Raw genomic sequence first — 23,042 nt, 5'->3', positions numbered from 1 at the left:
CGGGACCGCCCTCGGCCAAGGAGAGATCGGACAACATGGCAGCTTCGGGGTGTGTGTATCGCCACACCTCGGTCACGATCAGTGCCCGTTAGGGTCTGTGGACAGCCGACAAATCGCGAGGACTGAGCCGATGACGCAGGACGCACCGCCGCCCGTTCAGCCGCACCCCGTCCCCGCCCCCGCGGACGTGTTCGCCTGGATCGACGAGGCGGCCCGCGCCCGTGAACAGGCCGGACTCGTGCGCACCCTGCGACCGCGGCCCGCGGTGTCGGACCTGCTGGACCTCGCGAGCAACGACTACCTCGGTCTCGCCCACCACCCGGAGACCACCGAGGCGGCGGCCGGGGCCGCGCGCCGCTGGGGGGCCGGGGCCACCGGATCGCGCCTCGTCACCGGCACGACCGAGCTTCATGCGGAGCTCGAGCGGGAGCTCGCCGAGTTCTGCGGCTTCGAGGCCGCGCTGGTCCTGTCCTCCGGTTACGCCGCCAACCTCGCCGCCGTCACCGCGCTGAGCGCCCGGGACACCCTGGTCGTCTCCGACGCGGGCAACCACGCCTCGATCGTCGACGGCTGCCGCCTCTCGCGCGCCGGGACCGCGGTGGTCCCGCACTCCGACCCGGAGGCGGTCCGCAAGACCCTGGAGGCCTTCGGCGGCCGGGCCATGGTGGTCACGGACTCCGTCTTCTCCGTGGACGGGGACGCGGCCCCGCTCGCCGCCCATGCCGAGGTCTGCCGCGCGTACGGCGCCGCCCTGGTCGTCGACGACGCGCACGGCCTCGGGGTGCTGGGCGAGGGCGGCCGGGGCGCGCTCGCCGCGGCCGGTCTGGCGGGCGCCGACGGGACCGTGGCCACGCTGACGCTGTCGAAGTCGCTGGGCAGCCAGGGCGGCGCCGTCCTCGGCCCGGCCAAGGTCATCGAGCACCTGGTCAACACCGCCAGGACCTTCATCTTCGACACCGGGCTCGCTCCCGCGGCCGTGGGCGCCGCGCTCGGCAGCCTGCGGCTGCTGCGCCGGGAGCCGGAGCGGGCCGCGCGGGCCCGTGAGGTGGCGGCGGCGCTGTACGGCCGGCTCACCGCGGCGGGGCTCACCGCGGCCCGGCCCGACGCGGCCGTGGTCTCGGTACGGGCGCCCTCGCCGGCGGCCGCGCTGCGCTGGGCGGCGGACTGCCGCGAGGCGGGGCTGGCGGTGGGCTGCTTCCGGCCGCCGTCGGTGCCGGACGGCATCTCGCGGCTGCGGCTGACCGCCCGGGCGGACCTGACGGAGGCCCAGATCACGCAGGCGGTCGGCACGATCCTGCGGACCGCGCCGACCGCGGGCTGAGACCTGCGCCGGTTCCGGGGGAGAGGGGGTCAGCTCCCGGAGCCGGGCGGGTCCGCCCGTACGTACGACAGGAAGCCCTGCCAGGCCGTCGCGGTGAAGAGCAGTGCGGGTCCTCCGGCCCGCTTGGAGTCGCGTACGGCCAGTAAGCCGCCGTTGGGGCCGGCGGTCTCGACGCAGTTGTTCATGCCGGTGCTGTAGCTGCTGCGCCGCCAGTTCGCGCTGTTCCTGAGTCCGCTCGGGGGAGAGGGGGTTGCGGACATGGGGCTGTGCCTCCTTACGCGCCGTCAGCGATCGCGCTGATGAGGTCCGACGAGTCATGGGGCGGGAGGGCGTGCGCCTGGATGGTGCGGAAGGCGGCGCTGTACGCCTCGAGGTCTTCTTTCCGCTCCAGATAGAGGCTACTCGTCAAATGGTCGAGAACAACCACATCCAGATCAGCAATGTTCGGAAATGAGAAAATGACGAAAGGCCCCGTGAGGCCGAGATGACCCCCCACGCTGAACGGCAGGACCTGGAGCCGCACTTGGGGCAGCCGGGCCACCGCCACGAGGTGCCGCAGCTGCTCCGCCATCACCCCCGGCCCGCCGATCTGCCGCCGCAGCACCGCCTCGTCGAGCACCGCGCTCAGCTCCAGGGGCGGATCCGCCCGCAGCACCGTCTGCCGCGCCAGGCGTACGTCGACCAGCGCGTCCACCTTGGGCTCGGGCAGCCCCCCGAGCGCGGCCCGGGTCACGGCACGCGCGTACGCGGCGGTCTGGAGCAGCCCCGGCACCACGGACAGCTCGACGGTGCGGGCCGCGCTCGCGCCGGCCTCCAGGCTGATGAAGTCCCGGTACTCCTGCGGCAGCAGCCCCCGGTACTCGTGCCACCACTGGCGGCCCCGCCCCGTGTCGCCCGCCGAGGCGGCCAGCGCCTCCAGCAGTGCCCGCTCCCGGGCGTCCGCGACCCCGTACGCGTCCAGCAGCAGCCGGACGTCCTCGGTTTTCACGCCACTGCGGCCCGTCTCGATTCGGCTGATCTTCGACTGGTGCCAGCCGAGCATCCGGGCCGTCTCACCGCTGGTGAGCCCGGTCCGGTCGCGCAGCGCCCGCAGCTCCTCACCCAGCTTGCGTCGGCGAACCGCGGGACCGTGCTGCATGCCGGCCTCCTTCCACCCGGCGCACCCGCCGGTCTTGCGCCCAAATACGGTCTTCCGTAGCAGAGTTCACCGCTTTGAGCGACAGATATATGCATATCTTGGTGGAACGCCAGCACCGGCGGCACCCGGAGTGGCAGTCTGGCGCGAAGCACAGATCCGGAGCCGTCCTCGAGGTCATCCGCGCCAAGTCGGAGTCCGGCCCCGGTGGGAAAGGGACAGCGTCGCCATGGCAGACCACCTGGAAGCATCCGTCACTCTGCCGAGCGATCCCGCGTCGGTCGCCACGGCCCGGAGGTACGTCGCGGACGTGCTGTCCGAGTGGGGGCTGCCGGCGGAGGACGATCAGGCCGACTCCGTCCGCCTGATGGTCTCCGAACTCGCCACCAACGCCGTGCAGCACACCTTCGGCCAGTCGCCCGTCTTCACGGTCGAGCTGCGGCTGGAACGCGACGAGCAGCTGCGGATCGGCGTCACGGACAGCCATCCGCGCTGGCCCAGGCGGCTGCCGGCCGCCGTCCAGCAGGACAACGGCCGGGGCATGGTGATCATCCGCTGGCTCACCGCGGAGGCCGGGGGCCGGCTGTCGGTCAGCCCGACCGAGGACGGCGGCAAGACCGTGTGGATCGCGCTCCCGTGGCGGGCGGCCGCCCGGGCGTCCGGTGCCGACCGCCCGCGCTGACCGCCCGAGCCGGCCGTACGTGCCGGCCGTACGTGCGGCCGCAGGCTCCGGCCGCACGAGCAGGCCCAAGACGGGTGCGCCGCCTGCCTCAGGCCAGGCCGCGCTCGACCGCGCTGCGCTCCACGCAGAACTCGTTGCCCTCCGGGTCCGCCATCACGACCCAGCCCGTGCCGTCCGTGGACCGGCGGTCGTCGACGATCCGCGCGCCGAGCCCGGTGAGCCGCCGGACCTCCTCGTCCCGGGTGCCGGCGGGCGGCTGGATGTCCAGGTGGACGCGGTTCTTGACGGTCTTGGCATCGGGGACGCGGATGAAGAGCAGCCCCGGCACGCCGGGCACGCCCGGGTCCACGAGCACCTCGTCGTCGCCCGGCTCGTCGTCTGGCTGGAGGGACGCGCCGGTCAGTGCGGCCCAGAACCCGGCCACCAGGTACGGGTCGTGGGCATCGAAGGTGATGTGCCGGACGGGGTTGAGGTAGGACACGGGTCTCCCTTGGGCTGACGCCGCGGCGGGGTGCCGCCGCGGCGTCAACCTAGCCGCGCACCGGGAGCCGCGCAGCCGAATTCACGGCTGCTCAGCGCACCCGGCCGTACTTCACGCTGCTGGTCCAGATCCGGTCCAGACGGACCGTCGAACCGGTCTTGGGGGAGTGCCAGATCCGGCCGCCTCCGGCGTAGATGCCCACGTGGTAGACGCTGCCTCCCGAATGGAAGAAGACCAGGTCGCCCGGCAGTCTGGAGCCGGCCGCGACGCGCGTGGTGCGGTTGTACTGCTGGGCCGCGGTGCGGGGCAGCTTCTTGCCCGCGCGCTTGTACGAGTAGAGCGTCAGCCCCGAGCAGTCGAAGCGGTACGGTCCCGTGGCGCCCCACAGGTACGGGGCGCCCCGCTTGGACGCGGCCACCTGCAGGGCCTTGACGGCGGCGTGCGAACTCGCCGCCCGGGCCTCGGGAGCGGCGCCGGGGGCGAGGACGGTGCCCCCGACGACGGCCAGGGCGAGGGCCGAGGTGACCCCGGCCCGGGACAGCATCGCGGGAACGTTTTTGTTCTGCACGTTCCCGTACGGCGCGTTCTTGTTCAGCGCGGACATGCGCAACCCTTCGTCAGCCGCCTGTGAAGGATGACCTGTCGGGTTCGGACCTGCGAAGTTCGCCCGGCCGCACCGGTCCCACCCGTACGGGAAGGGCCGGGGCGGCTTCACCCCGAGGAACGGACGGGCCGGTGGCCCGTCGCTCCGCACTGCCTGGGTCCTCCACTCCTGCCGGTGCACTCCTGTCGACCAGTCACCCGGGTGAGGCGGCAGGACTCGGCGTCCGCCCGGGCCGCCCCGCCGCGGTGGCGGGGGCTTGTCGTCCCCCGGATCCTGGCCCACCAAGTGTCCGAATTACGCCTTAAGTCACCCTTATGTGATGCTCATCACGTGTGCCCCAAATGGGATTTCGGCCCGTCCCGCCCGCCATTCCCGGACGGGTGAACCGGGCCGGACCTGCGCCGACGGTCGCAGCCGCCCCGGCCGATCCCTCCGTACGGGTACGACACGACGGCGTTACTCCGAACGGGGAGCCGTAGCGGCGCGGTTACGCCCAACGGCCGTCACGCAGCGTGCCCGGGTGCGTACGGTGGGCCCTCGTAAGTGCCGTATACAGAAGGGCATCCCAATCGCCGGACATCCCGAACCGAGCCACCTCCCGAAACGTGAATTAACGCGACGGTAAAGCGCGCGCCCTAACGTTCGAGCCCGGTTGTGACTCGCCAGGACGACAGTGAGGTGGCACCGTGCAACTGACGCCGCACGAGCAGGAAAGGCTCCTCATCCACGTCGCTGCCGACGTGGCGGAACGCCGCAGGGCCCGAGGGCTGCTGCTGAACCACCCCGAGGCCATCGCGCTGATCACCAGCCACATCCTCGAAGGCGCCCGGGACGGCAGGACGGTGGCCGAGCTGATGGCCTCCGGCCGCAAGGTCCTCACCCGCGAGGACGTGATGGAGGGCATCCCGGAGATGCTCCACGACGTCCAGGTCGAGGCGACCTTCCCGGACGGGACCAAGCTCGTCACCGTCCACGACCCGATCGTCTGAGGAGCAGCATGATCCCCGGCGAAATCCTCCTCGGAGAGGTCCCCGTGCCCCTGAACGCGGGCCGCCCGGTCACCCGGCTCACGGTGCTCAACACCGCCGACCGCCCCGTACAGGTCGGCTCCCACTACCACTTCGCCGAGGCCAACCCCGGTCTCGGCTTCGACCGCGCCGCGGCGCGCGGACTGCGGCTGAACGTCGCGGCGGGCACCGCCGTGCGCTTCGAGCCGGGCATCCCGGTCGAGGTGGAGCTCGTACCGCTGGCCGGACTGCGCACCGTACCCGGACTGCGCGGCGAGACGGGGGGACCCCTCGATGGCTGAACTGACCCGGCAGGCCTACGCCGACCTCTACGGGCCCACCACCGGCGACCGCATCCGGCTCGCCGACACCGACCTGCTCGTCGAGATCGAGGAGGACCGCTGCGGCGGCCCCGGCCGCGCGGGCGACGAGGCGGTGTTCGGCGGCGGCAAGGTGATCCGCGAGTCGATGGGCCAGGCAAGGACCACCCGCGCCGAGGGCGCGCCCGACACCGTGATCACCGGTGCCGTCGTCCTCGACCACTGGGGCGTCGTCAAGGCGGACGTCGGCCTGCGCGACGGCCGGATCGCCGGCATCGGGAAGGCGGGCAACCCCGACACCATGGACGGCGTGGACCCGGCCCTGGTCATCGGCCCCGAGACCGAGATCATCTCCGGCAACGGGAAGATCCTCACCGCCGGTGCCATCGACGCGCACGTCCACTTCATCTCGCCGACCATCCTCGACGAGGCGCTCGCCTCCGGCATCACCACCCTCGTCGGCGGCGGCACCGGACCCGCCGAGGGCACCAAGGCCACCACCGTCACGCCGGGGTCCTGGCACCTCGCCCGGATGTTCGCCGCCCTCGACGCCCACCCGGTCAACATCGGCCTGCTCGGCAAGGGCAACACCACCTCCCGCGAGGCCATGCACTCACAACTGCGGGGCGGCGCACTCGGGTTCAAGATCCACGAGGACTGGGGGGCCACACCCGCGGTCATCGACGCCTGCCTGGGCGTCTGCGAGGAGACCGGCGCCCAGCTGGCCGTGCACACGGACACCCTCAACGAGGCGGGTTTCGTCGGCGACACCCTCGCCGCGATCGGCGGCCGGACCATCCACGCGTACCACACCGAGGGCGCGGGGGGCGGGCACGCGCCCGACATCATCACGGTGGTCTCCGAGGCCAACGTGCTGCCGAGCTCGACCAACCCGACCCGGCCGCACACCGTCAACACCGTCGAGGAGCACCTCGACATGCTGATGGTCTGCCACCACCTCAACCCCGCGGTGCCCGAGGACCTCGCCTTCGCCGAGTCCCGGATCCGGCCCTCGACCATCGCCGCCGAGGACGTGCTGCACGACCTCGGCGCCATCTCGATCATCTCCTCCGACTCCCAGGCCATGGGCCGGGTCGGCGAGGTGATCCTGCGGACCTGGCAGACCGCGCACGTGATGAAGCGCCGCCGTGGTGCCCTGCCGGGAGACGGGCGGGCCGACAACCACCGGGCCCGCCGCTACGTCGCCAAGTACACGATCAACCCGGCCGTCGCCCAGGGCCTGGCCCGCGAGATCGGCTCGGTCGAGACCGGGAAGCTCGCCGACCTGGTGCTCTGGGAGCCCGCGTTCTTCGGCGTCCGCCCCCAGCTGGTGATCAAGGGCGGCCAGATCGCCTACGCGCAGATGGGGGACGCCAACGCCTCGATCCCCACCCCGCAACCGGTGCTGCCGCGCCCCATGTTCGGCGGGCACGGGCGGGCCCCCGCCCACAACTCCGTCAACTTCACCGCCCCGGCGGCGCTGGCCGACGGGCTGCCCGAACGGCTGGGACTGGGCAAGGAGTTCGTGGCCATCGACAGCACCCGCGGCGTCACGAAGGCCGACATGCGGGAGAACGACGCCCGTCCGCGCGTGGAGGTCGACCCCGACACCTTCACGGTGACGATCGACGGCGAGGCCGTGGAACCGGCTCCGGCCGGCGAACTTCCCATGGCCCAGCGGTACTTCCTCTTCTGACGCGGAAGGGACCGACCGGCATGACGCCCAGCACCACGACCACCACGACCACCACGGCCGCGACCCCGCCCGTGCCCCCGGCCGGGCCCCGGGCCGCGACCGCCCCCACCGGCGGCCGGGCCGCCCTCCTGCTGCTGGCGGACGGGCGGTTCCCGGCCGGCGGCCACGCCCACTCCGGGGGCGCCGAGGCCGCGGTCAAGGCCGGGCGGATCCGGGACGCCGCCACCCTGGAGGACTTCTGCCGCGGCCGGCTCCACACCGCGGGACTCGTCGCCGGGGCCCTCGCGGCCGCCGGGGCCCTCGGGATCGACCCCGCGGAACTCGACGCCGCGGCGGACGCCCGTACCCCCGCGCCCGCCCTGCGGACCACCGCCCGCCGGCTGGGCCGGCAGCTCACCCGGGCCGCGCGCTCCGTCTGGCCCGGCGACCCCGGTCTGGAGGCGCTGGCGGCCGCGTACCCCAGGGGCGCCCACCAGCCGGTGGTGCTGGGACTTGCCGCCCGCGCCGCGGGGCTGGGACCGCTCGACGCCGCGCACGTGGCGGCGTACGAGAGCACCGGGGGACCGGCCACCGCGACCGTGCGGCTGCTCGGCCTCGACCCCTTCGAGGCCACCGCCGTCCTGGCCCGCCTCACCCCCGAGCTCGACGAGGTCGCCGAGCGCGCCACCGCCGCCGCGCACCGCGCACGCCGGGCCGGCACCGGCGCACTGCCCGCCGCGTCCTCGCCCCTGCTGGAGATCGGCGCGCAGGCCCACGCCGCCTGGCCGGTACGGCTGTTCGCCTCCTGACCGTCCGCCGTCCGCCGTCCGCCGTCCGCCGGCCGGCACCCCGCCACTCGTCCCCCCCGACCCTGGAGCCCCCATGCACCTCGACCACGCCGAGACCTACCCCCCGCGCCACACCCACGGCGCCCCTCCCGTGCGCGGCGACGGACGGCGCCGCGCCCTGCGCATCGGACTGGGCGGCCCGGTCGGCTCGGGCAAGACCGCCACCGTCGCCGCCCTCTGCCGGGCGCTGCGCGAGGAGTTCTCCCTCGCGGTGGTCACCAACGACATCTACACGCGCGAGGACGCCGACTTCCTGCTGCGGGCCGCCGTCCTGCCGCCCGAGCGGATCGCGGCCGTGGAGACGGGTGCCTGCCCGCACACCGCCATCCGCGACGACATCTCCGCCAACCTCGAAGCGGTGGAGGACCTGGAGGACGCGGTCGGCCCGCTGGACCTGGTGCTCGTGGAGTCCGGCGGGGACAACCTCACGGCCACCTTCTCCAAGGGCCTGGTCGACGCGCAGATCTTCGTGATCGACGTGGCGGGCGGGGACGACATCCCGCGCAAGGGCGGCCCCGGCGTCACCACGTCCGACCTCCTCGTGGTCAACAAGACCGATCTCGCCCCGCACGTCGGCTCCGACCTCGGACGGATGGCCGAGGACGCCCGGGCCCAGCGCGGTGCACTCCCGGTCGCCTTCACCTCGCTGGCCGCCGAGGACGGCGTCGCCCCGGTCGCGGCCTGGGTACGGGAGCGGCTGGCCGCCTGGACCGCCCTCGCCGCATGACCGCCCCCCTCGCCGCCCCCGGTCTCCGCGCCACCGCCCGGATCACCGCCACCGCCGACGGGCGCGGCGGCACCGCGCTGCCCGAGCTCCACGGCGAGGGACCCCTGGCGCTCCGCCGCACCCGCTCCACCGGCACCGGGGCCCGCGTCACCCTGGTCGGCGCCATGAGCGCCCCGCTGGGCGGCGACCACCTCGCGGTCGAGGCCACCGTCGGCCCGGGCGCCGACCTCACCGTCACGTCGGCCGCCGCCACCCTCGCCCTCCCCGGCCGCACCGGCGCGCCCGCCCGCTACGACGTGCGCCTGGGCGTCGCCGACGGGGCGGCGCTCCACTGGCTCCCCGAACCCCTGGTCTCCGTGCGCGGCAGCCGGCTGCTGGCCACCACCCGGGCCGAACTCGCCCCCACCGCCCGCCTGCTGCTGCGCGAGGAGCAGGTGCTCGGCCGCGCCGGGGAGCCGCCGGGGCTGCTCACCAGCAGGCTCACGGCCACGCTGGGCGGCCGGCCGCTGCTGGACCAGGAACTGTCCTGCGGGCCGGGCGCCCCCGGAGGCTGGGACGGCCCCGCGGTCCTCGGCGGGCACCGCGCCCTGGGCCAGCTGCTCGTCGTGCGGCCCGAGTTCGCGGCGGCCCCGCCCGCGCCGGCCCTGCTCGGCGAGTCCGCCGCCGTCACCCCGCTCGCCGGGCCGGCGGTGCTGGTCACCGTGCTGGCCGCGGACGGGCTGCGGCTGCGGCGGCTGCTGGACGAGGCCTGCCGCACGTACGCCGGCTGACGCGGGGCCACCCCCCGGGTCCTGGCCCAGGGGGTGTCAACTGCCGTACCGCTCAGCGGTACACGTCGGTCCGGTTATCGGGTTGGTAAAGAACGGCCCGTCACCCTGTTGCCGGGGACCTCACAGACGACAGGATCCATCTGCAGTCAGACACAAGACGGCCACAAAACGGTCGCACATGACGCAGGGGGATTAACACGTGATACGCACAGCGGTGCTCGGCAGCGCGGGCACTCTGATAGCGGGCACGCTCATCGCGGGTGCCGTCGTGGCACCGTCGGCCGCGGCCGACACCCAGACCCAGAGCGGAACGACCACCTCCGCGGCTCGTGGCACGGCGATCGCCGCCGCCCGCGCCGCCCGCAAGGGCATCGACTGGAAGGCCTGTCCGGCCGACTGGGGCTTCGAGGCCCCGATCCAGTGCGGCTTCGTCAAGGTCCCGCTGGACTACACCAAGCCGTACGGCAAGCAGATCGAGCTCGCCGTCGACCGCATCGGCAACACCGGCACCAAGGCCGAGCGCCAGGGTGCCCTCCTCTACAACCCCGGCGGCCCCGGCGGTTCCGGCATGCGCTTCCCGCGCCGCGTGACCACCAAGGCCCCGCTGTGGGTGAACACCTCCAAGGCGTACGACTTCGTGGGCTTCGACCCGCGCGGCGTGGGCCACTCCACCCCGATCTCCTGCATCGACCCGCAGGAGTTCGTCAAGGGCCCGAAGATGGACCCGGTCCCGGACACCGAGGCCGACAAGCGCGCCCAGCGCAAGCTCGCCGCCGAGTACGCGGACGGCTGCAAGGAGCGCAGCGGCTGGATGCTGCCGCACATGACCACGCCGAACACCGTGCGCGACATCGACGTGATCCGCGCCGCCCTCGGCGAGAAGAAGCTCAACTTCCTCGGCGTCTCGTACGGCACCTACATCGGTGCCGTCTACGCGGAGCTGTTCCCGACGCACGTGCGCCGCATGATCGTCGACAGCGTCGTGAACCCGTCGAAGGAGAAGATCTGGTACCAGGCCAACCTGGACCAGGACGTCGCCTTCCAGATGCGCTGGAACGACTGGAAGAAGTGGGTCGCGAAGAACGACGCCACCTTCCACCTCGGCGACACCTCCGCCAAGGTCGAGGCCCAGTGGCTGAAGCTCCGCGCCGAGGCCAAGAAGGCCCCGCTCGGCGGCAAGGTCGGTCCGGCCGAGCTGATCGGCTTCTTCCAGAGCGCCCCGTACTACGACTCCGCCTGGGTGCCGGTCGCCCAGACCTGGGCCGACTACGTCGCGGGCAACAAGCAGGGCCTCATCGACGCGGCCGCCGCGGACATGACGGACATCGCCGGCAACAAGGCCGCGGAGAACGGCAACGCCGTCTACACCGCCGTCGAGTGCGCCGACGCCAAGTGGCCCACCGCCTGGAGCGTCTGGAACCGCGACAACACCAAGCTCCACAAGGACTACCCGTTCATGACCTGGGCGAACGCCTGGATGAACCTCCCCTGCGCCACCTGGGGTGCCAAGCAGTCCACCCCGGTCGAGGTGAAGGTCAACAGCGGTCTCCCGGCCGTCCTGATCGTCCAGTCCACCCGTGACGCGGCCACCCCGTACGAGGGTGCCGTCGAGCTGCACAAGCGCCTCGCCGGCTCGCGCCTGATCACCGAGAAGGGTGCCGGCTCGCACGGTGTCACCGGTCTGGTGAACCCCTGCATCAACAGCCGCGTGGACGACTACCTGCTGAACGGCAAGATCGACGTGCGCGACGTGACCTGCGCCCCGCACGCCGCCCCGGTGGTCCCCACCGCCGCCAAGGCCCGCGCCGAGGCCAAGGCCCTGGCCGGCGCGGACCTGCCGGCCGTCCGCTAGTACCGGACCCGGGCATCCGGTCCCGGACGCCCGGCAGTCCGTAAACGGTGAGGAAGGCTCAGCGCGACCTGCGCTGGGCCTTCTTCGCTTCCTCGGCCTCGGCCTTGACGACGGTCGCGTACCGGTCGACGTACTCCTGGCCCGACAGGCCGAGGATCGCGTACATGATCTCGTCGGTGACCGCCCGCAGCACCGCCTTCTCGCCCTCCATCCCGGCGTACCGGGAGAAGTCCAGCGGCTCCCCGAACCGGATGGTGACCCGCCGGATCCGCGGCACCACCTGGCCGGGCGGCTGGATCTCGAAGGTGCCGACCATCGCGCAGGGGACCACGGGCACCCCCGCCGTGAGGGCCATCGCGGCCACGCCGACCTTCCCCTTGTACAGCCGCCCGTCGTGCGAGCGCGTGCCCTCGGGGTAGATCCCCAGCAGCTCGTCCTTGGCCAGCACCCCCAGCCCCTCGCGGATAGCGGCCTGCCCCGCCTCCTTGCCCGACCGGTCCACCGGGATCTGCCCCGCGCTGCGGAAGAACGCGGCCGTCAGCCGGCCCTTGACCCCGGGACCCGTGAAGTACTCGGCCTTGGCCAGGAACGTGATGCGGCGCTTGAGGATCGCGGGCATCAGGAAGTGGTCGGAGAACGACAGGTGGTTGCCCGCGACGATCGCCGCACCCTCCTCCGGGATGTTCTCCAGTCCCTCGATGCGCGGACGGAACAGCAGCCGCAGCAGCGGCCCCAGCAGCACGTGCTTGAGCAGGTGGTAGAACACGCGGTAGCCCCCTAACGGCCCGGAAGCGACCACTCTAAGAGCGGGGACCGCGCAGGGTAAGCACCCCGCGACACGGGGTGGCACCACCCGGTGGCCGGCCGGGGCGGGGGCGGGAGGTCAGGCGCTGCGGGAGGCGGCCACGCCCGCGGTCAGGAGGGCCAGGACGATCCACGCGAACCACAGCCACCCGTTGCTGCCGATGGTGGCCGAGTAGGCGGAGATCACCACGAGGGCCCCCACGAGGAGCACGGCCATCGCCTTCAAGGATCCGGACATACCACCATCGTGGGGCCTGGACCGCCGGGAGCGCTACCGGCGCGGGCCCGCCGGTACCGGCCGCCGGGTCCCGGGTGCCGTCAGCGGCCGCGGGTCTGGAGGGAGGCGAGGTACGCGTTGTACGCCTCCAGCTCCTTGTCGCCGTCCCGGTCGGCGGCGCGGTCGGCCCGCTTGGCCTGACGCTGCTCCGAGCGGTACCACTGGAAGATCAGCGCGATCAGCACCAGCACCGAGGGGATCTCGCTGAACGCCCAGGCGATGCCGCCGGCCGCGGTCTGGTCGGACAGGGCGTCGATGCCGAGGGAGGCCGGCGGGTTCGCGTACGTACCGACCATCGGCTCGCTCGCCATCATCAGCGCGATGCCGAAGAAGGCGTGGAACGGCATGCCGGCGAACAGCTCCAGCATCCGCATGATGTAGCCGGGCCGGTGCGGGCCCGGGTCCACGCCCATGATCGGCCAGAAGAACACCAGGCCGACCATCAGGAAGTGCACCATCATCGCGATGTGCCCGGCCTTGCTGCCCATCAGGAAGTCGAACAGCGGCGTGAAGTACAGGCCGTACAGCGAGGCGATGAACATCGGGATGGTGAACACGGGATGGGTGATCACCCGCATGTACCGGCTGTGCAGCAGCATCAGCAGCAGCTCGCGCGGACCTTTGCGGCCCCGCCCGGCCGGCGGCAGCGCCCGCAGCGCCAGCGTCATCGGCGCGCCCAGCAGCAGCAGGATCGGCGACAGCATCGAGATGACCATGTGCTGCACCATGTGGACGCTGAACATCACCATGCCGTAGTCGTTCAGCATGGTGTTCATCACCAGCGCCACGCTCAGCACGCCGGCCGCCCACGCGACCGTGCGGCCCGCCGGCCAGGCGTCCCCGCGGCGGCGCAGCCGCAGCACGCCCCACGCGTAGAGGCCGAGCCCCAGGAGACAGGCGATCAGGAAGAAGGGGTCCGCGGAGAACTCCAGCCCCCGCCCCAGGGTGAACGGCGGGAGGTCCATGGTCATGCCGTCCATGCCGTGCCCGCTGTGGTCCATGTGTTCACTCCTGGAGGTGGGCCCTCGTGGGGCCCGCGTGGTGGTGCCTGTGGTGCCCCACCACACTAGACCCGCCCCCGGACGCCGAAGCGGCCGGGGGCGGGTCTGTACGGGTTGATCACATCACAGTACGTTCTGCGCCTCTGCGTACCGTTCGGCCGGCACGGTCTTCAGCGAGGCCGTCGCGTCCGCCAGCGGCACCATCTCGATCTCGGTGCCGCGCAGGGCGGTCAGCATGCCGAACTCGCCGCGGTGCGCGGCCTCCACCGCGTGCCAGCCGAAGCGGGTGGCGAGCACCCGGTCGTACGCGGTGGGCGTGCCGCCGCGCTGCACGTGGCCCAGGATGACCGGCCGCGCCTCCTTGCCCAGGCGGCGCTCCAGCTCGACGGCGAGGATGTTGCCGATGCCCGCGAAGCGCTCGTGGCCGTAGATGTCCGTACCGCCGGAGGCGAACTCCATCGTGCCCTCCAGGGGCTTGGCGCCCTCGGCGACGACGACGATCGCGAACCGCTTCCCGGCGGAGAAGCGCTCGCCGACGATCTTCGTGAGCTCCTCGATGTCGAAGGGCCGCTCCGGTACGACGATGGCGTGGGCACCGGCGGCCATGCCGGAGTGCAGGGCGATCCAGCCGGTGTGGCGGCCCATCACCTCGACGACCATGACCCGCTGGTGGGACTCGGCGGTGGTCTTCAGGCGGTCGAGCGCCTCGGTGGCCACGCCCACGGCGGTGTCGAAGCCGAAGGTGACGTCGGTCGAGGAGATGTCGTTGTCGATGGTCTTCGGCACGCCGACGATGGGCAGTCCGGCCTGCGAGAGCAGGTTCGCCGCCTTGAGGGTGCCCTCGCCGCCGATCGGGATGATGGCGTCCAGGCCGAGGTCCGCGACGTGCCCGCGGGCCCGCTCCACGCCGTCGCGCAGGTGCGCGGGCTGGACCCGGGAGGAGCCGAGGATCGTTCCGCCGCGGGCCAGGATTCCGGCGACGGCGTCCAGGTCCAGCTTGCGGTAGTCGCCCTCCAGCAGGCCCTTCCACCCGTCGTGGAAGCCGATGACCTCGTCGCCGTGGTCGACGACGGCGCGGTGGACGACGGAGCGGATGACGGCGTTCAGGCCGGGGCAGTCGCCGCCGGAAGTGAGCACACCAATGCGCATGGCAGGAAAAACCTTTGCAACGTGGGCCGACGACCGGACCACGTCGTCCGGTTGGAACTACCGCCACCCTACAAGCGGATCGGCGCTGGACTGAACCATGCTCCAGATTCCGGTCAGGTGTATTTGGAGGAAACTCCGACGAGCGTGGAGGTGCCCAGAAGAGCGCCGGAATTGGGGGGAAATGACCGACGGCCGGGACGCCTCCAGGAGGTGTCCCGGCCGTCGGCCGTGTCGCGGTCCGGGCGGGCCGCCAGGCAGGTCAGGCGGGCTGCGTGGCCGCCGCGATGCGCTCGGCGCGCAGCGCCTCGTACCAGCGGTCGTCGACCGGCGGCAGCGCGTTCACGTCGAGGGCCAGCTTCAGCAGCAGGTCCGCGATCTGCGGGTTGCGGGCCATCACGGGGCCGTGCATGTAGGTGCCGAAGACGGTGTCGTTGTACGCGCCCTCGGTGCCGTCCCCGGTGCCGTTGCCCCGGCCCAGGCGGACCCGGGCGAACGGGCGGGCGGTCGGGCCGAGGTGCGTGACGCCCTGGTGGTTCTCGAAGCCGGTGAGCTGCGGGAGGTTCAGGTTCGGGTCGATGTCCGCGAGGACGTCGCCGACGCACCGCTCGCCCTCGCCGCGCACCGTGACCACGTCGAGCAGGCCGAGGCCCTCCTGGCGCCGGCCCTGGTCGTTGACGAACTCCTGGCCCAGGATCTGGTACCCGGCGCACACCGAGAAGACGATCGCGCCGTTGGACACCGCGCGCTGGAGGCCGCCGTCGCGCAGCAGCCGCTCGGCGGCCAGCCGCTGGGGCCGGTCCTCGCCGCCGCCGATCAGGTAGATGTCACCGGAGGTGGGCACCGGCTGGTCGCTGCGCACGTCCAGGCGCTGGACGTCCAGGCCCCGCTGGCGGGCGCGGCGCTCGACGACGAGGGCGTTGCCCTGGTCTCCGTACGTGCTGAGCAGGTCCGGGTAGACCCACACCAGACGCAGGCTGTTGTCGCTCATGCTCATGTGTCCTTGAGGGTGCTAGTTGCCGACGCGGCGGCGGACGTCCTGGAAGGCGGTGTAGTTCGCGATGAGCTCGATCTGTCCGGGCGGCGCGAGCTGCACGGCCTCGTCGAGGGTCTCGCAGACCCGGAAGTCCACGCCCGCGACCTCGAGGCGCACCGCGAGGTCCAGCTTGCGGTCGCCGATCACGAAGATCGGGTGGCCGGCCAGGCGCCCGTAGTCCACGTCCCAGAGCCAGGAGGTGTCGGTGCCGTCGGCGCCGCGCGCGTTCACCGAGAGGATCACCGGCGTCGGCGGCGGGTCGATGAGGGAAAACGTTTCGAGCCAGCCCGCGGGGTTCTTCGCGAGCAGCAGGCGCACCTGCCGGCCCAGGAACTCGACCACGTCGTAGCGGCCGGCCACGGCCTGCACCTGGTACATGCGCTCCAGCGCGACCTGCGGCGGGACGCCGAAGACGGCGGCGACGGCGGCCGAGGTGGCGGCGTTCGACCTGTTCGCGCGGCCCGGCAGCTGGAGGTGGATGGGCCAGGCGCTGCCGTGCGGGTCGAGCACGTGGTCGCCGCTGAGGGCCCAGCTCGGGGTCGGGCGGCGGAAGCCGCACTCGCCGCAGAACCAGTCGTCGCCCGGGCGCTGCATCACGCCGCCGCAGGAGGGGCACGACCAGGCGTCGTCCTTCCACTCCTGGCCGGCGGCCACCCAGACCACGTTGGGGGAGGAGGAGGCGGCCCACACGATCAGCGGGTCGTCGGCGTTGGCCACGACCACGGCCTTGGTGCCGGCCAGGCCCTCGCGCCACTTCTCCGCCAGCATCCGGGTCTCGGCGGCGCGGTCGAGCTGGTCGCGCGAGAGGTTCAGCAGCGCGATCGCCTTGGGCGTGGTGTCCTTGGCCACACCGGCCAGGTACTTCTCGTCCACCTCGATGACGCCGTACTTGGCGTCCGAGCCGCCCGCCAGGGCGGAGGTGATGCCCGCGGGCATGTTCGCGCCGAGCGCGTTGGAGACGACCGGGCCGCTGGCCCGCAGGGCCTCCGCGATCAGCCGGGTCGTCGTGGTCTTGCCGTTCGTCGCCGAGACGAGGATGACGTCGAGGTGCTGCGCCAGCCGTCCCAGCAGGTCGGGGTCGAGCTTGAGCGCGACCCTGCCTCCGATCACCGATCCGCTGCCCCGCCCCGCGGCCCGCGACACCGCCGCCGCGGCCTTGCCCGCCGTCACGGCCAGCTTGGCCCGCGGCGAAAGCGGCTCCGTGTTGCCTGCCATCGTCCCTGCTCCTCCTTGCGTCGGTCGGGCTCAGCCTATCCAGATCCGGCCAGGGCCCCGACCAGGCGCCCTTGTGGATCCCTCATATATTCGCCCGACGTACCCTTACGGCCATGCGACAGCGCCCGATCCCCGGCACTTCCGGTCTCGTCCGCACCATGAGCCTGCTGGGCGATCCGGTGCTCCATTCCGCTTGCGCGGAGGTCACCGAGTTCGGCCCGGTCCTCGACCGGCTGGTCGAGGACATGTTCGCCACGATGTACGCCGCCCAGGGCGTGGGGCTCGCGGCCAATCAGATCGGTGTCTCCCAGCGGGTGTTCGTCTACGACTGCCCCGACGACGATGATGTCCGGCACGTGGGGCACGTCGTCAACCCCCGGCTGGTCGAGACGGGCGGGATCGAGCTGCGCGGCCCGGAGGGCTGCCTGTCGCTGCCCGGCCTGGAGGCCGGGACGGTCCGCTTCGACCACGCCGTCGTCGAGGGGGTCACCACCGACGGCCGGCCGGTCCGGGTGGCGGGCACCGGGTTCTTCGCCCGCTGCCTGCAGCACGAGTGCGACCACCTCGACGGCACGGTGTACGCGGACCGCGTCACCGGCTTCCGGGCCCGCCGACTGCGCCGGCAGATCGCCCGGGCCCCCTGGGGCCGCGCCTGAGGCGCCGGCGCGCGCACCGGGCGCCGGGGGTCCGCCGTGGTGCCGGATCCCGCCGCCCGGCTGCCGTCGTGCCGGCTCCCGCCGGGGCCCCGGGCCGGGAAGCTCCGTACCCGTCGGGCTCCCGTGCAGGGAAGCCCCGTACCGCCCGGCCCCGGAGCAGTGCGTTCAGAAGCCCGGGCCGTCCGCCCGGTCGCCGGCCGTGGACAGGCGGCCCCACAGCAGGTCGGTGAGGCCCGAGACCAGCTCCTCGCGGCCGCAGGGGCGCTCGCCGAGCCACCAGTCGCCGGCCGCGTGCATCATGCCCACGATGCCGTGGCCCCAGATGCGCGCCAGCTGCTCGCCCCCCGGTCCCAGGTCCACCCGCTCCGCGACGACCTGGGCGAGCTCCTCGCCGAGCCGCCGCAGCAGGGGAGCGGAGTGCAGGCCCACGTCGAAGCCGCGCTCGCCGGCGTGGGAGTCCTCGGCCGGGTGCATCAGGAATCGGTAGACCTGCGGGCGCGCCTCGATGGCGGCCAGGTAGGTGTCGAGGGTGGCCTCGACCCGGCGGCGCCGCTCGGTCGGTGCGTCCAGCGCGGCCCGCAGCGAGTCCAGCAGCGCGTCGGTGTGCCGGACGGCCAGGGCCTGGTACAGGCCCGCCTTGTCGCCGAAATGCCGGTAGAGGATGGGCTTGGTGATGCCCGCCTCGGCGGCGATGGCGTTCATGGAGGCCTTGGGGCCCTCCCGCAGCACGACGCGGTCGGCCGCTTCGAGCAGCTCCCGACGCCTGCGCTCGGCCGCCGCCTGGTGGTCGGCCTGTTCGGCCTGCTGGGTGGTCTCCATGACGCGTGTATCTCCCCGCCCGTACGAATTGCGTGACGCAGGCGCAACGTAACACCAGGATCGCCTCCGGAGCCGAATCGGCGCTGGTGGTTGACATGCCCTACTGGCGAGTAACAGACTGCTGTTACCGCAGGTAACAAGCCTTGTCGCCGCGCGGTTACCGGAAGTAAGGGCGCAGCCCGGTTCGAGCGTACAGCCAGGAGGGGACATGGCGGAGTTCACCATGGAGCTCAACGACGACCAGAAGGAGGTACGCGACTGGCTCCACGGCTTCGCCGCCGATGTGATCCGCCCCGCCGCCGCCGAGTGGGACGAGCGCGAGGAGACCCCCTGGCCGGTGATCCAGGAGGCCGCCAAGGTCGGCATCTACTCGCTGGACTTCTACGCCCAGCAGTTCTTCGACCCCACCGGCCTCGGCATCCCGATGGCCATGGAGGAGCTCTTCTGGGGCGACGCGGGCATCGCGCTGTCGATCGTCGGCACCGGCCTCGCGGCCATCGGCGTCGTCGCCAACGGCACCGAGGAGCAGATCGGCACCTGGATCCCGCAGATGTACGGCACCCCCGACGACGTCAAGGTGGCCGCCTTCTGCTCCTCCGAGCCCGACGCCGGCTCCGACGTCGGCTCCATGCGCACCCGCGCCGTCTACGACCAGGCCAAGGACGAGTGGGTGCTCAACGGCACCAAGACCTGGGCCACCAACGGCGGCATCGCCAACGTCCACATCGTCGTCGCCGTGGTCGACCCCGAGCTGGGCACCAAGGGCCACGCCTCCTTCATCGTCCCGCCCGGCACCCCCGGCCTCTCCCAGGGCCAGAAGTTCAAGAAGCACGGGATCCGCGCCTCCCACACCGCCGAGGTCGTCCTGGAGGACGTCCGCATCCCCGGCTCCTGCCTGCTCGGCGGCAAGGAGAAGCTCGACGAGCGCCTCGCCCGGGCCCGCGAGCGGGCCGCGGCCGGCGGTGGCGAGCGGGTGAAGAACGCCGCCATGGCCACCTTCGAGGCCTCCCGCCCCGCCGTGGGTGCCATGGCCGTCGGCACCGCCCGGGCCGCGTACGAGGTCGCCCTCGACTACGCCATGACCCGGACCCAGTTCGGCCGCCCGATCATCGACAACCAGGGCGTCGCCTTCCAGCTCGCCGACATGCGCACCCAGATCGACGCCGCCCGCCTGCTGGTGTGGCGCGCCTCCTGGATGGCGACCGCCGGCAAGCCGTTCACCTCGGCCGAGGGCTCGATGTCCAAGCTCTTCGCGAGCGAGGTCGCCAAGAAGGTCACTGCACAGGCGGTCCAGATCCTCGGGGGCAACGGCTACACCCGCGAGTACCCGGTGGAGCGCATGCACCGGGACAGCGCGATCTACACGATCTTCGAGGGCACCAGCGAGATCCAGCGCCTGGTCATCGCCCGCACCCTCTCCGGCATGCCGATCCGCTAGCGCGGCGCGGCGCGGGGCGGTCGTGGTCGGGGCGGGCCTGTGCCGGGCTGCCTGTGCCGGGGCGGGCCGAGCCCTGCGGGGCCTGCCCCACCCCGCCCTTCTCCCGTTCACCGGGGCTGCGCCCCGGACCCCTCGGGGCTGCGCCCCGGGCACCCGGACCCCCGGTCGGTCAGGGTGTCGGACCCGTGCCCTCCAGCAGGCGGTCGAGGGCCCTGCCGAAGAGCGCCCGGCCGGCCAGGGCCACCGGGGCGTCCAGCAACCGCGGGGCGCCCCGCAGCCGTACCTCCTCCAGCCACACCACCTCGGCGCCCCCGCCCCCGTCGCGGGCCGGACGCACCTCGATCTCCGCCCAGCCCAGCACCACGCGCCCGCGCTTCACCAGCCGGCAGCGCCCCGCCGCCCCGTCCGCCGGCGGCACCCAGCCGACCACCTCCATCGGGTCGTCGAACGCCAGCCGGCCCACTCCGGTGCGCGCGGTGAACACCGTGCCCTCCCGCGTGGGCGGCGCCGTCTCCGTCACGATCCGTGTGAAGGGGATCTGCGCACCGTGGCGTGGCCAGTCGGTGACGCGCAGCCACGCTTCCGCGGGCGGCACATGGGCGGTGCGCACAATCCGGATAAGGGACATGAACCGATCGTAAAACTCCATCCGGTCCGTGAGATGAACGCCGAATACGGGTTCCGTCCGCCCCCGCTGATCAGTAATACTCCTCGCCACCGTGGATGGCGGCCAGGCCCGCACTGACCACCCGGCCCTCCGCCGCCACAGAGCGAGGAGGTGCGCCATGTGTAACCACCAGCCACCCTGTCCGAGTGCCGACAGCGCCGACCGCGACGCGGCCCGCACCGTGGCCTTCCATCCGGAACAGGGCTGGAGCCTGCTCTGCAACGGCGTCGTCCTCTTCGACGACACCGGAGAACAGCTCCCCGACGGCAGCGCGGTACAGCCGCGCCGTCCGGCCCTCGTCTGAGCCGGCCGACGCCCGCCATCCCCAAGACCCCCCCGTCTGTGCCGAAAGGGAGATCCCATGCGCCAGACCCAGATACGCAAACCCGCCCCCAAGCCCGCGCCCCGAGACCTGGACCTGCGCACACCGTCGGGCAGACCCCTCCCGTACTGACGGGAGCCCGGAGTCCCCCGCCCGCCCGGCGGGGGACGCAACACCCCAGGACCCCGGCCGCCCGCCGGGGACCCGGCTTCAGGCGGTGTGCGGCAGGGTCTCCGCGCCGCCGCGGAACGCCCGCTCGTACGCCTCGTCACCGATCGCCTCGCGTGCCCGCCGCTCACCCGCGTCCCGCACCGCCTGCAGCGAGGGCGAACCCATCTGCGGCCGGCCGACGACGCGCCACCAGGCGTGCCCGGTGCCCAGCAGCCGCGCCGCCAGCTCCCCGTCGCCCTCCGCCGCCACGGCCGCCGCCAGCAGGTCGAGGCCGATGGCGATGCCGAAGCTGTCGTGCAGCAGCCGCTTGCCGGACAGCGCCGCCCGCACGTGCCGCGCGGCCTCGCCCGGCCGGTCCAGACTGAGCGCCGCCACCGCGAGGATGTAGTCCGCGAACGCCCGCAGCCAGCGGTCGCCCAGCCGGTCGCAGGCCTCCCGCAGCCCGGTGGCCTCCGCCGTCGCCTCCTCGAAGCGGCCCAGGCCGCACAGCGCGTACGACGCGGCGAGCCGGCACAGCAGCGCCCCCGCCCCGTCGGCGGGACCCGCGTGCGCCGCCCGCGCCCGCGCACTGGTGAACTCCAGCGCCCCGGCCGGGTCCCCCGGCATCAGCACCGAGACCCCCACCAGGTACGCCGCCCGCAGCCGCGCCTCGGCGTCGCCCAGCACGGCGGCCGCCCGCAGACAGTCCTCGCCCCAGGACAGGCTGCTCACCAGGTCGCCCTGGAGCAGCGCGGTCAGCCCGACCGCCCACAGCCCCTGGACGTAGGACCGCCCCTCCGCGGGTACGGCGGCCAGCGCCCGCTCCAGGAAGGCGCGCCCCTCGCCCAGGTGCCCGCAGCAGAACCAGAAGAACCACAGGTGCCCGGCCATCTCCAGGGCGGTGTCGGGGTCCGTGCCCAGCAGGTGCTCCAGCGCGCTGCGCAGCTCCATGTGGTCCGCGCTGATCCGCCGGTACCAGTCCAGCTGCTCCGGTCCCAGCCAGCCGGCGTCGGCCTGCCGGGACAGGGCGGCGTACCAGTGGGCGTGGCGGTCGGCGACGGTGCGCTCCTCGCCGAGTTCGGCGAGCCACTGGCGGCCGTACTCGCGGATGGTGTCGAGCATCCGGTACCGCTCGCGGGCGCCCTCGACGGTGCGGCGCACCACCGACTTGCCGGCCAGTCCGGCGAGCAGCCCCTCGATCCGGGTGGCGGGGAGCGGGCCGCCGGAGCAGACGGCGCGGGCGGCGGCCAGGTCGAAGTCGCCGGCGAAGACCGAGAGCCTGGCCCACAGCAGCCGCTCCAGCGGCTCGCACAGTTCGTGGCTCCAGCCGATGGCGGTGCGCATGGTCTGGTGGCGGGGGAGCTGCGCGGCGCGGGTGTCGGACAGTACCTCGAAGCGTGCCTCCAGGCGTTCCGCCATCTGCTCCAGGGTCCACAACCGCAGCCGGGCGCCGGCGAGTTCGAGGGCGAGCGGGATGCCGTCGAGGCGGCGGCAGACCTCGGCCGCGGTGGCGGTGCGGCCGGGGTCGGCGAAGGTGTGGCAGGCCTGCGGGGTGGCGGCGAGGGCGCGGTGCCGGAAGAGGGTGAGGGCGTCGCTGTCGGCGCCCTCCACGGGCAGCGGGCGCACCTCGTTCACCGTCTCGCCGTAACAGCCCAGCGGCTGGCGGCTGGTGGCCACGACGGTGAGGCCCGGCGCGGCCTGGAGGAGTTCGCCGACGAGGTGGCGGCAGGCCTCGACGACGTGCTCGCAGGTGTCGAGCACGAGCAGCAGCCGCTTGTCGGAAAGCCAGGCGCAGAGGTCCTCGTCGGGGGTGCGGCCGGAGTGCTCGGTGAGCCCGAAGGCGTGCGCGACGGTGGCCGACAGCAGTCCGGGGTCGCGCAGCGGGGAGAGCTCCACCCACCAGACGCCGTCCGGGTAGGCGCCGCGGGCGTCGCGCACGGCGCGCAGCGCGAGCCGCGACTTCCCGACGCCGCCGACCCCCGTCAGGGTGACCAGCCGACGGTCCCTCAGCAGGCCCCCCAGCCTTTCGAGTTCGTCCCGACGCCCCACGAAGCTCGCCGTCTCACACGGCACGTTCCCCAGCACGGCG

Annotated in this window: 25 protein-coding genes; 12 read left to right on the top strand and 13 right to left on the bottom strand. The window is 73.1% G+C overall.

Annotated elements, in window-relative coordinates:
• Positions 1–130: 130 nt before the first annotated feature.
• On the top strand, positions 131–1,321 hold the full coding sequence (locus ACIQUQ_RS16690) for an 8-amino-7-oxononanoate synthase (protein WP_403976241.1): 1,191 nt from the start codon (positions 131–133) through the stop codon (positions 1,319–1,321).
• Between the two features lie 29 nt (positions 1,322–1,350).
• On the opposite strand, the gene ACIQUQ_RS16685 is transcribed toward ACIQUQ_RS16690, so the two are convergent.
• Both ACIQUQ_RS16685 and ACIQUQ_RS16680 read right to left on the bottom strand, forming a co-directional pair.
• Positions 1,351–1,581, bottom strand: coding sequence for a DUF397 domain-containing protein (locus tag ACIQUQ_RS16685; protein WP_403976239.1), 231 nt, complete (start codon positions 1,579–1,581; stop codon positions 1,351–1,353).
• 14 nt (positions 1,582–1,595) lie between these two features.
• Positions 1,596–2,459 carry a helix-turn-helix domain-containing protein gene (locus tag ACIQUQ_RS16680; RefSeq protein WP_403976236.1) on the bottom strand — a complete coding sequence of 288 codons (864 nt, stop codon included), beginning with the start codon at positions 2,457–2,459 and terminating at the stop codon, positions 1,596–1,598.
• A gap of 226 nt (positions 2,460–2,685) precedes the next feature.
• On the opposite strand from ACIQUQ_RS16680, the gene ACIQUQ_RS16675 reads away from it, so the two are divergent.
• Complete coding sequence (locus ACIQUQ_RS16675) at positions 2,686–3,138, top strand: ATP-binding protein (RefSeq protein WP_403976234.1); 453 nt, start codon at positions 2,686–2,688, stop codon at positions 3,136–3,138.
• Positions 3,139–3,226: 88 nt separating this feature from the next.
• Here the strand turns inward: ACIQUQ_RS16675 and ACIQUQ_RS16670 are convergent, their stop codons facing one another.
• Entirely contained in the window at positions 3,227–3,619 is a 393-nt protein-coding gene (locus ACIQUQ_RS16670) for a VOC family protein (protein ID WP_403976232.1), read from the bottom strand.
• A gap of 91 nt (positions 3,620–3,710) precedes the next feature.
• Positions 3,711–4,223, bottom strand: a complete 513-nt coding sequence (locus tag ACIQUQ_RS16665) for a C40 family peptidase (protein WP_403976229.1) — start codon at positions 4,221–4,223, stop codon at positions 3,711–3,713.
• A 686-nt stretch (positions 4,224–4,909) separates the two neighbouring features.
• Here ACIQUQ_RS16665 and ACIQUQ_RS16660 point away from each other — a divergent pair.
• The 7 genes from ACIQUQ_RS16660 (at position 4,910) to ACIQUQ_RS16630 (ending at position 11,422) form a co-directional block, all read left to right on the top strand.
• Positions 4,910–5,212, top strand: coding sequence for an urease subunit gamma (locus ACIQUQ_RS16660; RefSeq protein WP_399947912.1), 303 nt, complete (start codon positions 4,910–4,912; stop codon positions 5,210–5,212).
• A gap of 8 nt (positions 5,213–5,220) precedes the next feature.
• Positions 5,221–5,532, top strand: coding sequence for an urease subunit beta (locus ACIQUQ_RS16655; RefSeq protein ID WP_403976227.1), 312 nt, complete (start codon positions 5,221–5,223; stop codon positions 5,530–5,532).
• On the top strand, positions 5,525–7,246 hold the full coding sequence (locus ACIQUQ_RS16650; RefSeq protein ID WP_403976224.1) for an urease subunit alpha: 1,722 nt from the start codon (positions 5,525–5,527) through the stop codon (positions 7,244–7,246). Before ACIQUQ_RS16655 ends, ACIQUQ_RS16650 begins: the two co-directional genes overlap by 8 nt.
• 20 nt (positions 7,247–7,266) lie before the next feature.
• Positions 7,267–8,034, top strand: a complete 768-nt coding sequence (locus ACIQUQ_RS16645; protein ID WP_403976221.1) for an urease accessory protein UreF — start codon at positions 7,267–7,269, stop codon at positions 8,032–8,034.
• A gap of 73 nt (positions 8,035–8,107) precedes the next feature.
• Complete coding sequence (gene ureG, locus ACIQUQ_RS16640) at positions 8,108–8,800, top strand: urease accessory protein UreG (protein WP_403976219.1); 693 nt, start codon at positions 8,108–8,110, stop codon at positions 8,798–8,800.
• On the top strand, positions 8,797–9,570 hold the full coding sequence (locus tag ACIQUQ_RS16635; RefSeq protein ID WP_403976217.1) for an urease accessory protein UreD: 774 nt from the start codon (positions 8,797–8,799) through the stop codon (positions 9,568–9,570). The genes ureG and ACIQUQ_RS16635 overlap by 4 nt, the downstream gene beginning before the upstream one ends.
• Before the next feature lie 199 nt (positions 9,571–9,769).
• Complete coding sequence (locus ACIQUQ_RS16630) at positions 9,770–11,422, top strand: alpha/beta hydrolase (protein WP_403976214.1); 1,653 nt, start codon at positions 9,770–9,772, stop codon at positions 11,420–11,422.
• Between the two features lie 58 nt (positions 11,423–11,480).
• On the opposite strand, the gene ACIQUQ_RS16625 is transcribed toward ACIQUQ_RS16630, so the two are convergent.
• The 6 genes from ACIQUQ_RS16625 to ACIQUQ_RS16600 form a co-directional block, all read right to left on the bottom strand.
• Complete coding sequence (locus ACIQUQ_RS16625; protein ID WP_403976212.1) at positions 11,481–12,188, bottom strand: lysophospholipid acyltransferase family protein; 708 nt, start codon at positions 12,186–12,188, stop codon at positions 11,481–11,483.
• A 117-nt stretch (positions 12,189–12,305) separates the two neighbouring features.
• The gene (locus ACIQUQ_RS16620; protein ID WP_403666574.1) at positions 12,306–12,464 is read right to left on the bottom strand and encodes a hypothetical protein; all 159 of its coding nucleotides are present in this window, start codon (positions 12,462–12,464) and stop codon (positions 12,306–12,308) included.
• 80 nt (positions 12,465–12,544) lie between these two features.
• The gene (locus tag ACIQUQ_RS16615; RefSeq protein WP_403976210.1) at positions 12,545–13,504 is read right to left on the bottom strand and encodes a cytochrome c oxidase assembly protein; all 960 of its coding nucleotides are present in this window, start codon (positions 13,502–13,504) and stop codon (positions 12,545–12,547) included.
• Positions 13,505–13,627: 123 nt separating this feature from the next.
• Positions 13,628–14,653 (bottom strand): 6-phosphofructokinase, encoded by a 1,026-nt coding sequence (locus tag ACIQUQ_RS16610; RefSeq protein WP_403976208.1) that lies wholly within the window; start codon positions 14,651–14,653, stop codon positions 13,628–13,630.
• A 259-nt stretch (positions 14,654–14,912) separates the two neighbouring features.
• Complete coding sequence (locus tag ACIQUQ_RS16605) at positions 14,913–15,641, bottom strand: type 1 glutamine amidotransferase (protein WP_403666582.1); 729 nt, start codon at positions 15,639–15,641, stop codon at positions 14,913–14,915.
• 21 nt (positions 15,642–15,662) lie between these two features.
• Positions 15,663–16,901 carry a MurT ligase domain-containing protein gene (locus tag ACIQUQ_RS16600; RefSeq protein ID WP_403976206.1) on the bottom strand — a complete coding sequence of 413 codons (1,239 nt, stop codon included), beginning with the start codon at positions 16,899–16,901 and terminating at the stop codon, positions 15,663–15,665.
• Positions 16,902–17,014: 113 nt separating this feature from the next.
• Between ACIQUQ_RS16600 and def the strand changes: the two genes are divergently transcribed.
• Positions 17,015–17,557: a peptide deformylase gene (def, locus tag ACIQUQ_RS16595; RefSeq protein WP_403976204.1), complete on the top strand. Its 543-nt coding sequence runs from the start codon at positions 17,015–17,017 to the stop codon at positions 17,555–17,557.
• Between the two features lie 165 nt (positions 17,558–17,722).
• Here def and ACIQUQ_RS16590 read toward each other — a convergent pair whose 3' ends face one another.
• On the bottom strand, positions 17,723–18,376 hold the full coding sequence (locus ACIQUQ_RS16590; protein ID WP_403976201.1) for a TetR family transcriptional regulator: 654 nt from the start codon (positions 18,374–18,376) through the stop codon (positions 17,723–17,725).
• 208 nt (positions 18,377–18,584) lie between these two features.
• On the opposite strand from ACIQUQ_RS16590, the gene ACIQUQ_RS16585 reads away from it, so the two are divergent.
• Complete coding sequence (locus ACIQUQ_RS16585) at positions 18,585–19,814, top strand: acyl-CoA dehydrogenase family protein (protein ID WP_403976199.1); 1,230 nt, start codon at positions 18,585–18,587, stop codon at positions 19,812–19,814.
• Positions 19,815–19,983: 169 nt separating this feature from the next.
• Here the strand turns inward: ACIQUQ_RS16585 and ACIQUQ_RS16580 are convergent, their stop codons facing one another.
• The gene (locus tag ACIQUQ_RS16580; protein WP_403976197.1) at positions 19,984–20,442 is read right to left on the bottom strand and encodes an SRPBCC family protein; all 459 of its coding nucleotides are present in this window, start codon (positions 20,440–20,442) and stop codon (positions 19,984–19,986) included.
• Between the two features lie 157 nt (positions 20,443–20,599).
• Here ACIQUQ_RS16580 and ACIQUQ_RS16575 point away from each other — a divergent pair, with 157 nt between their 5' ends.
• Positions 20,600–20,785: a DUF5999 family protein gene (locus ACIQUQ_RS16575; protein ID WP_399947943.1), complete on the top strand. Its 186-nt coding sequence runs from the start codon at positions 20,600–20,602 to the stop codon at positions 20,783–20,785.
• Positions 20,786–21,013: 228 nt separating this feature from the next.
• Here ACIQUQ_RS16575 and ACIQUQ_RS16570 read toward each other — a convergent pair whose 3' ends face one another.
• Positions 21,014–23,038 carry an ATP-binding protein gene (locus ACIQUQ_RS16570; protein ID WP_403976194.1) on the bottom strand — a complete coding sequence of 675 codons (2,025 nt, stop codon included), beginning with the start codon at positions 23,036–23,038 and terminating at the stop codon, positions 21,014–21,016.
• Between the last annotated feature and the right edge of the window lie 4 nt (positions 23,039–23,042).

Origin of the sequence: Streptomyces sp. NPDC101118, from assembly GCF_044759445.1 — a bacterium.
In the GTDB taxonomy this organism is placed as follows: domain Bacteria; phylum Actinomycetota; class Actinomycetes; order Streptomycetales; family Streptomycetaceae; genus Streptomyces.
Note: the sequence above shows the minus strand (reverse complement) of the source record. Positions and strands in the feature narration are given on the sequence as shown.